Source organism: Ruegeria atlantica, from assembly GCF_013032455.1.
GTDB lineage: Bacteria > Pseudomonadota > Alphaproteobacteria > Rhodobacterales > Rhodobacteraceae > Ruegeria > Ruegeria atlantica_B.
Genome location: NZ_WQCF01000006.1, coordinates 99507 through 112495, shown reverse-complemented (window position 1 = coordinate 112495; position 12989 = coordinate 99507). Strand labels below are relative to the sequence as shown.

At 55.6% G+C, this 12989-nt stretch carries 10 protein-coding genes and 1 tRNA gene; 5 read left to right on the top strand and 6 right to left on the bottom strand.

The genetic code is table 11. From position 1 onward, the window contains the following. Window positions 1-107 precede the first annotated feature (107 nt). On the top strand, window positions 108-1391 hold the full coding sequence (tviB, locus tag GOW93_RS12175; protein WP_170384460.1) for a Vi polysaccharide biosynthesis UDP-N-acetylglucosamine C-6 dehydrogenase TviB: 1284 nt from the start codon (window positions 108-110) through the stop codon (window positions 1389-1391). 36 nt (window positions 1392-1427) lie between these two features. Here the strand turns inward: tviB and nqrF are convergent, their stop codons facing one another. Genes nqrF through GOW93_RS12145 form a run of 6 tightly spaced genes read right to left on the bottom strand, consistent with a single transcriptional unit; the run spans window position 1428 to window position 7300 of the window. Continuing rightward, complete coding sequence (nqrF, locus tag GOW93_RS12170; protein WP_170384458.1) at window positions 1428-2651, bottom strand: NADH:ubiquinone reductase (Na(+)-transporting) subunit F; 1224 nt, start codon at window positions 2649-2651, stop codon at window positions 1428-1430. A 10-nt stretch (window positions 2652-2661) separates the two neighbouring features. After that, window positions 2662-3270, bottom strand: a complete 609-nt coding sequence (gene nqrE / locus GOW93_RS12165; protein ID WP_170384456.1) for an NADH:ubiquinone reductase (Na(+)-transporting) subunit E — start codon at window positions 3268-3270, stop codon at window positions 2662-2664. Continuing rightward, window positions 3270-3923 (bottom strand): NADH:ubiquinone reductase (Na(+)-transporting) subunit D, encoded by a 654-nt coding sequence (locus GOW93_RS12160; protein WP_170384454.1) that lies wholly within the window; start codon window positions 3921-3923, stop codon window positions 3270-3272. The genes nqrE and GOW93_RS12160 overlap by 1 nt, the downstream gene beginning before the upstream one ends. Further along, window positions 3923-4750, bottom strand: coding sequence for a Na(+)-translocating NADH-quinone reductase subunit C (locus tag GOW93_RS12155; RefSeq protein ID WP_170384452.1), 828 nt, complete (start codon window positions 4748-4750; stop codon window positions 3923-3925). The genes GOW93_RS12160 and GOW93_RS12155 overlap by 1 nt, the downstream gene beginning before the upstream one ends. Beyond that, window positions 4743-5951 carry an NADH:ubiquinone reductase (Na(+)-transporting) subunit B gene (locus tag GOW93_RS12150; protein WP_170384451.1) on the bottom strand — a complete coding sequence of 403 codons (1209 nt, stop codon included), beginning with the start codon at window positions 5949-5951 and terminating at the stop codon, window positions 4743-4745. The genes GOW93_RS12155 and GOW93_RS12150 overlap by 8 nt, the downstream gene beginning before the upstream one ends. Before the next feature lie 5 nt (window positions 5952-5956). Next, window positions 5957-7300, bottom strand: coding sequence for a Na(+)-translocating NADH-quinone reductase subunit A (locus GOW93_RS12145; RefSeq protein WP_170384709.1), 1344 nt, complete (start codon window positions 7298-7300; stop codon window positions 5957-5959). Window positions 7301-7588: 288 nt separating this feature from the next. Here GOW93_RS12145 and GOW93_RS12140 point away from each other — a divergent pair, with 288 nt between their 5' ends. The 4 genes from GOW93_RS12140 (at window position 7589) to GOW93_RS12125 (ending at window position 12896) form a co-directional block, all read left to right on the top strand. Beyond that, window positions 7589-8704 (top strand): THUMP domain-containing class I SAM-dependent RNA methyltransferase, encoded by a 1116-nt coding sequence (locus GOW93_RS12140; RefSeq protein ID WP_170384449.1) that lies wholly within the window; start codon window positions 7589-7591, stop codon window positions 8702-8704. 96 nt (window positions 8705-8800) lie between these two features. Beyond that, window positions 8801-8877, top strand: a tRNA-Pro gene (locus tag GOW93_RS12135). A 189-nt stretch (window positions 8878-9066) separates the two neighbouring features. Further along, on the top strand, window positions 9067-12609 hold the full coding sequence (locus GOW93_RS12130) for an ATP-binding protein (RefSeq protein ID WP_170384447.1): 3543 nt from the start codon (window positions 9067-9069) through the stop codon (window positions 12607-12609). 29 nt (window positions 12610-12638) lie between these two features. Then, window positions 12639-12896 carry a DUF4242 domain-containing protein gene (locus GOW93_RS12125; protein ID WP_170384445.1) on the top strand — a complete coding sequence of 86 codons (258 nt, stop codon included), beginning with the start codon at window positions 12639-12641 and terminating at the stop codon, window positions 12894-12896. Window positions 12897-12989: the final 93 nt, after the last annotated feature.

Here is a 12989-nt window from a genome sequence, read left to right as displayed (position 1 = left end):
GATACGTGATCTGGTGACAGGCACTGCGAGACTGATTGGTTTCCATCTGAAAAAACTCCTGCTCTCCAATTGGGAGCGCGGCCTTGCCCCCGGCCCGAGGTTTTCTGATGTTTGAAACCAACCCAAACTCTCGTCGGATCGCAGTAATTGGGCTGGGTTATGTCGGCCTGCCATTGGCAGTGGCCTTCGGCAAGATCGGCCCGGTCGTAGGCTTCGATATTAACGCATCCCGTATTGCCGACCTACGTTCAGGGCATGACGCGACGCAAGAGGTCGAGCCCGATGATCTGGCCGCGGCCTCAGAATTGGTTTTCACAACCGATCTGGCCGATCTGGCCGCGTGCGATACCTATATCGTGACTGTGCCAACGCCTATCACGGCGGGAAAGCAGCCAGATCTTTCTCCGTTAATCAACGCGTCTGAAATGGTTGGTGGGTTGTTGAAACCCGGAGATCTGGTGATTTACGAATCCACAGTTTACCCCGGCGCGACCGAGGAAGACTGCGTGCCGGTTCTCGAGCGCATGTCGGGGCTGGCATTCAATGCGGATTTCTTCGCAGGCTACAGCCCGGAAAGGATCAACCCTGGCGACAAAACGCACAGGATTTCCGATATCTGCAAGGTGACTTCGGGGTCTACTCCCGAAGTCGCCGATTTGGTTGATGCGCTTTATGCGCGGATTATCAGTGCCGGCACCCACAAAGCGGAGAGCATCCGGGTGGCTGAGGCGGCGAAAGTTATCGAAAATACGCAGCGCGACTTGAATATCGCGCTGGTCAACGAGTTGGCGATGATCTTCGGACGGATGGGCATCGACACCGAGGCAGTTTTACGGGCTGCTGGTACCAAATGGAACTTCCTGCCTTTCCGCCCTGGCCTAGTCGGCGGACATTGCATTGGCGTCGACCCCTATTACCTGACCCACAAAGCCGAAGCAGTTGGCCACCACCCTCAGATCATTCTGGCCGGGAGGCGGCTGAACGACGCCATGGGCGGCTACGTCGTGTCACAACTGGTCAAACGGATGATGCGAGACGGTATTAACGTGGCCCGCGCACGCGTGCTGGTCATGGGGTTGACGTTCAAGGAAAACTGTCCCGATCTGCGCAATACTCGGGTGGTCGATATCATCGATGAGCTACAGGATTACGGGATCGCAGTCGATGTCTACGACCCCCACGTCGACAATCAGGCAGCGCATGCGGAATACGGGATTTCAATGATCAAAGAGCCCGAGGACGGCATCTACGACGGCATAGTTCTTGCGGTGGCTCATGAGGAGTTTCGCGCGCTCGACCCCGAACAAATTCGCTCTTATGGCAAAGAGCAGTCCGTGCTCTACGACGTGAAATCCTGTTTACCCAAAGACGCAAGCGACCTGCGGCTGTAAAAAAACCGACGCATTTCGCGCCGGTTTCTTCGTCTCTTACCCGCCGAAATCGTCGAGCATGATGTCTTCGCGGTCCACGCCCAAATCCAGCAGCATGTTGATGACCGACTGGTTCATGATTGGCGGCCCACACATATAGAACTCGCAATCTTCAGGCGCTGGGTGGTTCTTGAGGTATTCTTCGAACAACACGTTGTGGATGAAGCCGGTATAGCCTTTCCAGTCATCCTCAGGCTGCGCGTCGGACAGGGCCACGTGCCATTCGAAATTGTCAAATTCCTTGGCCAGCGTGTCGAAATCCTCGACAAAGAACATCTCTTTCTTTGACCGCGCGCCGTACCAGAAGCTGATCTTGCGGTTACGGTTCTCAAGGCGCTTGAGCTGATCAAAGATGTGGCTCCGCATTGGTGCCATGCCAGCACCACCGCCGATAAACACCATCTCTTTATCTGTCTCGCGCGCAAAGAACTCACCAAACGGACCTGAGATCGTAACCTTGTCGCCCGGTTTCAGGTTGAAGATATACGACGACATCTGACCCGGAGGGATACCCTCGGAGCCCGGAGGCGGCGAGGCAACCCGAACGTTCAGCATGATCATGCCTTTTTCATCGGGATAGTTCGCCATCGAATAGGCGCGCTCGATCGGCTCATTCACCACAGATTCATACTGCCACAGATTGAAGCGATCCCAATCCTCGCGATATTCCTCTTCCACGTCGAAATCGGTGTATTTCAACTGGTGCGCAGGAGCTTCGATCTGGATGTAACCACCAGCGCGGAAGTTCACATCCTCACCTTCAGGCAGGTCTAGAGTTAGCGCTTTGATGAATGTCGCCACGTTCTCATTCGAACGCACGGTGCATTCCCATTTCTTGACGCCGAAGACCTCTTCGGGAACCTCAATATCCATGTCCTGCTTGACCGCAACCTGACAGGACAGACGGTCACCGCATGAGGCTTCTCGTTTGGTGATATGGCTTTCCTCGGTCGGCAGGATCGACCCACCGCCTGAATGCACCTTCACTCGGCATTGTGCGCATGTACCGCCACCGCCACACGCAGACGGGACAAACAGTTTCTCAGCCGCCAGCGTTTGCAGCAGTTTGCCGCCTGCGGGCACCGAGATGGTTTTCTCACCATTGATTGTGATGTTGACGTTACCGGTCGAGACCAGACGCGAGCGCGCGGCCATGATGATGGCGACCAGTGCCAGAACGATCAGTGTAAAAAGGATGACGCCTAAGCTAAAAGTTTCCATTGCGCCCTCCTTACAGTTTCACGCCCGAGAAGGACATAAAGGCCAAGGCCATCAGTCCAGCGGTGATGAAGGTGATCCCCAGACCCTGCAGGCCGTCGGGAATATCCGAGTATTTCAACTTTTCGCGCACACCCGCCATCGCGGTGATCGCCAGTGCCCAGCCAAAGCCGGAAGACAGACCGTAAGTTGTTGCCTCGGCAAAGTTGTAATCGCGTTCCACCATGAACAGCGAACCACCCAGAATGGCGCAGTTCACCGTGATCAGCGGCAGGAAAATCCCCAGCGCGTTGTAAAGCGGTGGGAAGTACTTATCCAAGATCATCTCAAGGATTTGCACCATCGCCGCAATAACGCCGATATACGAGATCAGGCCAAGGAAGGTCAGGTCCACATCCGGGAACCCAGCCCAGGCCAACGCACCCGGTTTCAAAAGATAGCTCAGCAGCAGGTTGTTGGTTGGCACGGTAATTGCCTGCACCAGCATCACCGAAATACCCAGACCAAGCGCGGTAGAAATCTTCTTGGAAACGGCGATGAAAGTACACATCCCCAGGAAGAAGCTAAGCGCAAGGTTTTCGACAAAGATGGCCTTTACGGCCAGTGAGATCAGACCTTCCATCAGTGGGCCTCTACCTGCTGAATTTTGTATTCACGTTCTTCCACCTGGTTTGGCTTCCACGTGCGGAAGGCCCAGATGATCAGACCGATGATGAAGAACGCCGACGGCGGCAGCAGCAGCATGCCGTTTGGCACGTACCACCCACCATTGTTGACGGTCTCCAGAATGGTGATACCGAACAGCGAACCAGCGCCGAACAATTCACGAATGAAACCGACCAGCAGCAGGATCAGGCCATAGCCCATCCCGTTGCCCAGACCGTCGATGAATGATGCGACCGGCGGGTTTTTCATCGCAAACGCCTCGGCGCGGCCCATCACGATACAGTTGGTGATGATCAGACCGACGAAGACCGACAGGGTTTTCGAGATTTCGAACGCATATGCTTTCAGCACCTGATCCACCAGGATCACCAGCGAGGCGATGATCACCATCTGCACGATGATCCGGATCGAGCCCGGGATCTGGTTGCGCAAGCACGAGATAAAGAAGGACGAGAACGAGGTCACAAAAGTCACCGCCAGCGCCATAACGAAGGACACCTGCAGCGATGAAGTTACCGCCAGTGCCGAACAGATACCCAGCACCTGCAGGGTGATCGGGTTGTTGTCGACAAGCGGGTCGACCAGCATCTCTTTCTTGGTCTGGGACATCAGAACTCTCCTGCTTGCAGTTTGGCCAGGAAGGGACCGTAGCCCGCATCACCCATCCAGAATTTCACCAGGTTATCAACACCAACCGAAGTCAGCGTGGCACCAGCCAGCGCGTCGACATAAAAGTCAGGGCCAGCCGCTGGTTGTGATTTGGCGACGGTGATTTGCAGATCACCGTTGTCGTCCCGCAACCTCTTACCGTTCCACAAGGCTTTCCAACGCGGGTTGTCCACCTCGGCGCCGAGGCCCGGGGTCTCACCATGCTGATAGAACTGTAGGCCGAAGATATCGTTGCCGTTGTTCTCAAGCGCGATAAAGCCATAGAGCGTGGACCACAGCCCATAGCCGTGCAGCGGCAGGATTACCTTGTCCAAATCGCCTGCATCATCGCGCAGCAGATAGATCACGCGATACTGGGATTTGCGGCCAATCCCGGCTGGATCATCGTCCAGAGCGACGCTCAATTCCGGATCGCTTGCGGCAGCGATATCGTCGAAAGTGGCCGGATCGAACTGATCGTCAACGAATTCGCCACTAGACAGTTCCAGCACATGCGGCTCGAATGCGGCGAATGCTTCGGTCACGTCGACGCCGGGTTCATAGACGCCCGCCACCTGCAGGACGTTAACCTGCTTGTCTTTCAGCTTGTTCGCCTCTTGCACGGGGCGCAGGCTGACAGCAGCCGACGACACGACCATCGAAGCAACAAGACATACGGCGACAGCGATAAAGATCGTTTTGCCAACCGAATCTGGCGAGGCCGCCAGAAACTTGGCAATCGCGCCCTTGGGTGCCTCGTTATTGTCTGGGGATTGCGTATCAGACATGGCGACGCGCCCTCCGTTTAATGTTGGCCTGAACGACGAAATAATCGATCAGCGGTGCGAAGACGTTGCCGAACAGGATAGCCAGCATCATGCCTTCGGGGAAAGCCGGGTTAACGACACGGATCATCACAACCATGAAACCTATCAGCGCGCCGTAGATATAGCGGCCCAGATTGGTGTGACTGGCCGAAACCGGTTCGGTGACCATGAAGACAAGGCCAAAGGCGTAGCCACCAACGACAAGGTGCCAGTACCACGGCATTGCAAACATCGGGTTGGTTTCCGAGCCGATCAGGTTCAGCAGCAGGGAAAAGACGATCATACCCCCCAAACAGCCAACGATCAGGCGATAGTTCGCTATGCGCGTCGCCAGCAGGAAGCACAGACCTATCAGACAGGCCAGTGTCGAGGTTTCGCCAAAGCTACCCTGCATGAAGCCCAAGAAGGCATTCCACCAGGTCAGACCTTCGGCTGCCAGCGCCTGATAGCCTTCGGACGCAGAAACCGACAGTGCAGTTGCGCCCGAAAAGCCGTCAACCGGTGTCCAGACCGTGTCACCCGACATGTTCGCCGGATAGGCAAAATACAGGAATGCACGACCGACCAGCGCAGGGTTGAGGAAGTTTTTGCCGGTGCCGCCAAAGACCTCTTTACCGATGACCACACCGAAAATAATGCCCAGAGCCACCTGCCACAATGGCGTGGTCGCCGGCATGATCAGCGTGTAAAGCATTGAGGTCACAAGGAAACCTTCGTTCACCTCATGGCCGCGCACAGTAGCGAAGATAACCTCGAAAATGCCCCCCGCCACAAGAGTGACGATGTAGATGGGCAAGAAATACAACATCCCGTGCATAACATTAGCAAACAGGCTGGACGGGTCCAGCGAGATGCCAAACATCTGCAGCAAAGCGATGCGCCAGCCGGTAGCGGCGTCCGGTCCCAATGCGGCAATGGCCGTGTTCGCCTGATAGCCGGTATTCCACATCCCGAACAGGATGCAGGGGATCGTCGCAATCACGACATAAGTCATGATCCGCTTCATATCCACAAAGGACCGCGCATGGGGAGCGACGGAAGTGACAGTTTTCGGAGTGTAAATGAAGCTCTCCACCATCTCGTAGATGGGGAAATACTTCTCGTACTTGCCGCCCTTGGTAAAGTTCGGCTCGATCCGATCAAAGAAGTTGCGCAAACCCATTTGGATCAGCCCTCCTTTTCGATTTTGGTCAGGCAGTCGCGCAGCGCCAGCCCGTATTCATATTTCGCCGGACAGGCAAAGCCGACAAGGCCCAGATCCTCTTCGTCCAACTCGAGCGCACCCAATGCCTGAGCGCTGTCGGTATCCATTACCAGAAGCGCGCGCAACAACTGCGTCGGCAGGTAATCCTGTGGCATCAGCCGTTCAAACACACCTGTCGGCACCATCGCACGACGGCCCCCATTCAGGTTGCTGGTCAGGTTGAACAATTTGTTCGAAAGTGCCGACCCCAACACCGGCTGTACCGAGTATTTCGATGGCATTGGACGAATCCAACCCATTGGAATCTGGTCGTGATCTTCGCGGATGATAGAAATCTGGCGCGCGAAACGACCCAGATATGCAGTGGGGCCTTCCGCATGGGTTCCGGACAGGATCGAGCCCGAGATGACCCGCGGCGTACCATCTACAGCGATCTCATCACGGGTCAGGTCGTCGGTCGAAGCACCCATCACAGTACGGATCAGGCGCGGTTGACGCGCGCCCGGGCCGCTTATTGCGATCACGACATTCGGGTCCAAATGACCGGTCTGCATCAGACGGCCTATGGCAATCACATCTTGATAACCGATGGTCCAGACCTGCTTATTCCCTGCCAGCGGCTCGAGGAAATGGATGTGTGTACCAGCCAGACCCGCTGGATGCGGCCCTGAGAATGCCGCGGCCTCAACCCCAGGCACATCCGCGCCCGGAATAGAATCGCCATCTTTTTGGCACAGATAGGTTTTGCCCTCTGTAAGCTTGGCAATCGCGCCCAGGCCTGCTGCAAACGCCTCACCAGCATCGGCAATGATCACGGCCGCGTCAGCTGCAAGTGGCTCACTATCCATGGCGGTAACGAAAATAGCCTCAGGCTTGGTGCCCGGCACTGGCATTTTCGAATAGGGCCGCGTGCGGAACGCCGTCCAAAGACCAGCCGCGCACAGCTTTTCGGTCACACCTTCAGCGTCGTCCGAATTACCAACGCCCGAGAAATCCAGCCCCGTATCGTTGGGGTCGGACACCTCGATCACCACACTCTGCAACACACGGCGGGCGCCGCGATTGACGGCCACAATCTTGCCGCTGAGCGGGGCAACCATCATCGCCTCTGGCGCGTCCTTATGACAGAACAGCGGCGTTCCACGCTGAACCGTATCACCTTCCTGAACCAGCATGCGTGGTTTTAGGCCCAGGTAATCCCCGCCCAATACCCCAACGGTCCTAAATTCAGGTCCTGGCTGGATAATCTGATCCGGCGCACCCAGCACCGGCAGCTCCAACCCCTTTTTAAGTTTGAACGTTTGCATGTCGGTACGGTCTTCCAAGCCTCATTCCCTGCGCCTTAATATATCTACCCCATATCCGGTCCAGACAATAACGCGTGATTTCTTTGGCGTCGCCGCAAAAGCGTCAGAATGCGTTAAAAGTCCGCGGGCGGAATTCAGATTTGGCACCGTTTACGCGGGGATGACGTCAAAAGCAAACCCGTTGACGCGCAAATTGGCCGTGATCGCCGCTTTCCGTTGTAAATTTACGATTTGTCGCAGGAAAATTTGCCGGTCGCACCCGGAATGCTTCCGGTGTAGGTACTGCCAATGGAACAAAACACCGAATTTGAAATTTTTTTGGTCGCCACACCCGGGCTTGAGGCTCCGCTACATGCCGAAGCTTTGGAAAAGGGATTCGCAGACGCTAAAATCGTGGCTGGCGGGGTAAACGTCCACGGTGCCTGGCCTGAAGTCTGGCGTGCAAACCTATGCCTGCGCGGAGCCAATAAAGTTCTTGCCCGGATAGGCAGTTTCCCGGCTGTCCATTTGGCGCAGCTTGACAAACGCGCACGCAAGTTCCCTTGGGCCGAGTTCCTGCGCTCGGACATTCCGATCAAGGTTGAGGCTACAAGCCGTAAATCCCGCATTTACCATGCAGGAGCAGCTCGGCAAAGGGTCGAACGAGCGATCACAGAAACACTCGGTGCGCCGATCTCGCCCGATGCGGGCCTGCGCGTTTTGCTACGCATCGAAAAGGACATTTGTACTTTCTCGATCGACACCTCCGGTGACCCGCTGCACAAGCGCGGCCACAAGTCAGCAGTAGCTAAGGCACCCATGCGCGAAACCATGGCGGCAATGTTCCTACGTGAGTGCGGTTTTGACGGGACCGAACCAGTTGTGGACCCAATGTGTGGGTCAGGCACCTTTGTCATCGAAGCCGCCGAGATCGCACTAGGGTTAAACCCCGGACGCTCTCGCAGTTTCGCTTTCGAAGATATGCCTGGTTTCGATTCAAACGCATGGTCCGCAATGCGCCAGGACAGATCAAAAGTGGAAACTGACACAGTGTTCATTGGGTCCGACCGGAATGCCGGGGCCGTCGATGCGGCCAGTACAAATGCCCATCGCGCCGATGTTGCCGCGCATACCCAATTTCTGTGCCGATCGGTCAGCGACGTAAAACCCCCGACAGGCTCAGCGGGCTTGGTAATTGTCAATCCCCCATATGGTGCAAGAATCGGAGACGAAAAACGCCTCCGCTCGCTGTATGGCAGCCTAGGTAAGACCCTAACATCACGATTTTCCGGTTGGCGCGTCGGCATCGTAACCAGCAATCAATCACTCGCCCGCGCAACGCGCCTGCCTTTGCTGCCCGCAGGACCAGTTGTGGACCACGGCGGCACTAAGATTCGGCTTTATCGAACCAACCCTCTACCTTGAAGGGAATGTGGACGAAGAGGCTGATGAATTCCTGATCACCGCCAGAAAATCCCTCTTGCACATCCATATCCTCGGGTATAGATCACCCGCCACGGTCGGAGTGTAGCTCAGCCTGGTAGAGCACTGTCTTCGGGAGGCAGGGGTCGGAGGTTCGAATCCTCTCACTCCGACCAATTTTTAAGTGTCTCAATTTCCGAAGTTTCGCAATTCCGACAGTTCCGAAACGTCTCTTATCTTCTTCACAAAAGTTTCGACGCCAAAATGTCCAGAATAGTTCATCTATCGAAGGCCATCGATAGGTTTAGGATAGGGAAAACAAGCGCGATCTTGATCAGGCATTAATTCCTACGCATGATCTCCTTATGGGCTTAGAGGTCGCTGAATGGCTTAAGACACTTGGGCTGGAGCAATATGTTGACGCATTTGCCCACAATGATATCGACACGCGTGTATTGCCCCTGCTGACCAACGACGATTTGCGCGAAATAGGCGTGTCTTTGGGACACAGAAAAATCCTGCTCGCTGCTCTACAGGGTTTGCGCGAAACACAGCAGGACAACGTCGTCTCACCGAGCTTTGCACCAGACCGCACTCAGGCACAGACCTCGCCAGCGGCCGAGCGGCGCCACTTGACGGTTTTTTTTGCTGATTTGGTTGGCTCGACAGAGCTTACCAATCGCCTGGACGCCGAGGACATGCGTGTGTTGCTGCAAAATTACCAAGACGCCGTGGCCGGGGCCGTTACGCGGTACGGTGGTTATGTTGCCAAGTATCTGGGCGACGGGCTGTTGGTTTTCTTTGGCTGGCCGCACGCTTTTGAGGATCACGCTATTCGCGCGGTTAAAGCTGCGTTGGATGCGGTCGAGCGCGTAAAAACCTTGAAAACCCTGGATGGTGAACCCCTATCTGCCCGCGTAGGCATAGCTAGCGGGGACGTCGTTGTTGGCGACACAATTGGGGAGAACACCTATGAAGAAGGGGCGATGACCGGGCCTATCCTCAACCTTGCCGCACGCATTCAGGAAAAGGCCGCGCCGAATACCATTGTTCTGCCCAAGGAAGAAACCGAAAGCACCTTACATAGGATTTTCGAATTTTCTTCGCAGGGCTCGGTCTCTTTGAAAGGGTTCAAAGACCCGCGCACGCTGTTGCAGGTGGTCGCAGAGCGCAGTGCTGAAAGCCGGTTCCGCGCTGTCCACGGGGAAGACGCCAGTAGCACTTTGATCGGGCGAGATTTCGAAAAAGACATTCTACATCAGGCATGGAAACGCGTCCAAGGTGGCGAGGGCGAAGTTGTTCTCTTGGCTGGTGAGGCTGGCATTGGAAAGTCGCGGCTTACCGAAGATTTTCTGAGCAACAAAGACATTGCCAATACCGCGGACATACTGCGGCTGAACTGTTCGCCCTATCTTAACACCAGCCCGTTTTACCCAGTAACGGAACGCATTGCCCAGGATGCTGGGGTCGGCCCGGACTACGAAGATGACAAGGTCGTGGGCCATGTTCGCGCCATGTTGGAAACTCGACCAGGGATCGAACTTGATCAGGTGCTGCCAGTATTTGCTGCACTCGTTGCCCCTCGCAGCGGCCTGGCCAAGCAAGTGCTCAACCTCTCTCCGCAGGAGCAGCGTGACCTGACCATTCAAACCTTGATCAGCACGGTAAAGGCACGCTCAGCGGTTCGCCCGGTTGTCCTATGTGTTGAGGATGCCCATTGGATCGACCCTTCGACCCAAGCACTGCTGGGCCGCCTCAAATCCATCTGCACCGACTTGCCCTTGATGATCCTGATAACGCATCGTCCGGGTTGGGATCTAGATAGGGACGAAGGCGATACCCACGTGCATACGCTGCAACTTCGACGCTTCGACAGCAGTCATGTGGCTAACCTGATCCGCAATGTTTCGGGGAAGGAACCGGATGACAATCTGGTGGCTTTGATCGCTGAAAAAACCGATGGGGTTCCCCTGTTTGTCGAAGAGATGACGCGCACCATGATGGCCTCGGGCACCCAGGGACAAATCGGCGTACCTTCATCACTGAAAGGCGCCCTCATGGCACGGCTTGACGCCGTATCCCCCGATGCCAAACAAGTGGCCCTAACCGGCTCGGTGATTGGTCGTGAATTCGAGCCCACGCTTCTGCGTCAGGCCATGGGAGCAGACGCCGCGATGGTGCAAACCGGGTTGGAGGAACTGTGCAAATCAGGCTTGATATTTGAAAGCGGCCACAACAAGGATCACTTTGTCTTTCGCCATGCCCTCATCCGCGACACAGCCTACCAATCCATGCTCAGTGCAACCCGCAGAGCGCAGCACGCAAATGTTGCCAAAGCCCTGATCGAATTGCGGGCGGCCGAGACCGCGCGCCGCCCCGAATTGGTTGCCCACCATCTGACCCAGGCTGAGGACTGGTCTGCCGCTTTTTCACGTTGGAAATCGGCTACCGAAATGGCGCTAGCCCGTTCTGCAAGCCAAGAGGCTATGGCCAGCGCCAAAGAGGCTCTCAATGCAGCGCAAAACCTAGGCCCGGACAATAAGGTCGAAAGAATCCTGGGGCTGGTTTTGCGGGGCCGAAGCCTAGACAGCGTCGGGCGATTGTCTGAGGGTGTTCGACTGCTCAAGGAAGCATCAGATGCAGCCCGCGAGTTAGAAAACGCGGAATTGGCCGCCGATATCGCAGGCTACTTCGCAGATTCCTGCATGATGTCCAGTGAACGACACGATGAAGCGATTGAAGTTTGTCTGGACGCACTTACCAATCTGCCGGACAGCGACGACGTTCGCCAATGCGGGCTGCAAAGCCAGTTGGCACGGGCCTACATGTTTATCGGCCAACACAAGGAAGGTGCTCGGTACGGCCAGCAATCCATGGAATTGGCAGCCCGCTTGGGGGATTACAAATCCCAGTTTTCGGTCATGATGATGAGGTATGGGGCACCGTTTATTGCGCGGCGGGAAAATGAGATGCGCAATTGGCGCGAAAACCTTGAAGCGATGCACACGGTTGCTGAAAACCTAGGAACAATCGATCAGGGCCGCGACAGGACGCTCAGCCTTTTTGTTGGAGCTGAAATGGCGGACCGGCAATTGATGGATCACTCTCTGAACTTGCTGACGGAAGTATCGCAAAAGGACAACCACTTACAGCTTTATTGGGTGCAAACGCATGCTCGGGCGATGGTGGCCATTATGGATGGGCAGTTTGAGGATGCCGAACAATACGCCAATGAGGCTGTCCGGATCGGGCGGCAAACACACGGCAAGCACGTTGAAGGCGTATTTGGGGTTCAAATGTTCACCATACGCCGCGAACAGAACCGCTTGCATGAAGTCGCACCAGTCATCAAACATCTCATGTCCGAAAACCCCGAGGACCAAACCTGGAAGCCCGGGTTCGGATTGATCGCTGCCGAACTGGGCTATACCGAAGCTGCAGAACGCATCTTGAATGAGCTGGCGGAAGGCGGGTTCGCCCTACCCCCGGATGCGATGTATTCGACCACTCTGTCCTATCTGGCGGATATCTGCGTCATTGTACAAAGCAGGGATCACGCCCAAACACTGTATGATTTGTTGGCTCCGTTCGAAGATCTGACCATCACTGCCGGGGCCACGACAGTTTGCACCGGATCAGCCGCACGACGGTTGGGGAGCTTGGCCGCATTGCTTGGCGATTGGCCGACCGCCGAAAAGATGTTCACAAAGGCCATCGAAATCGACACCAAAATGGCCTGCCCCCCGTGGATCGCCCATAGCAAAGCGGCGTTCGCCCAGGCATTACGAGGTCGCGGCTCAAAGCAGGATCATGATCTGGCTTTGCATCTGGAGGCCGACGCGTTGGCAACAGCCCAGAAATTGAGTATGGTTTCCCTTAGGTCAAAACTGGAAGGACCTGTCAGTTAAAGCCTGATTACATGCTCTGGGGGGTGCATATGCCAAGGTATATTATCGAACGTAATTTTGCTGAACAGCTCAGCATCAGCGACGATGACAAAGCTCATATCAAAGAGATAAACGACGAAACCGGAATCGAATGGATTTTCTCGTTCCTCAGCGCTGACAAACGCAAAACCTATTGCCTTTACGAAGCACCCGATGAGGAGAGCCTGAGAAAAGCAGCTGAACGGCTGAATATTCCGGCAGATGTCATTACACCTGTGGATCGGATCGATCCCGGTATTTTTGCCTGACCCGGTTCAACTGCCCGCCGCGCCGGAACACCGGTCGTAGTTAAGTACAAACCCAACGCATTCCCATTGAGGCAGTCAGACAAGAAACCTTAC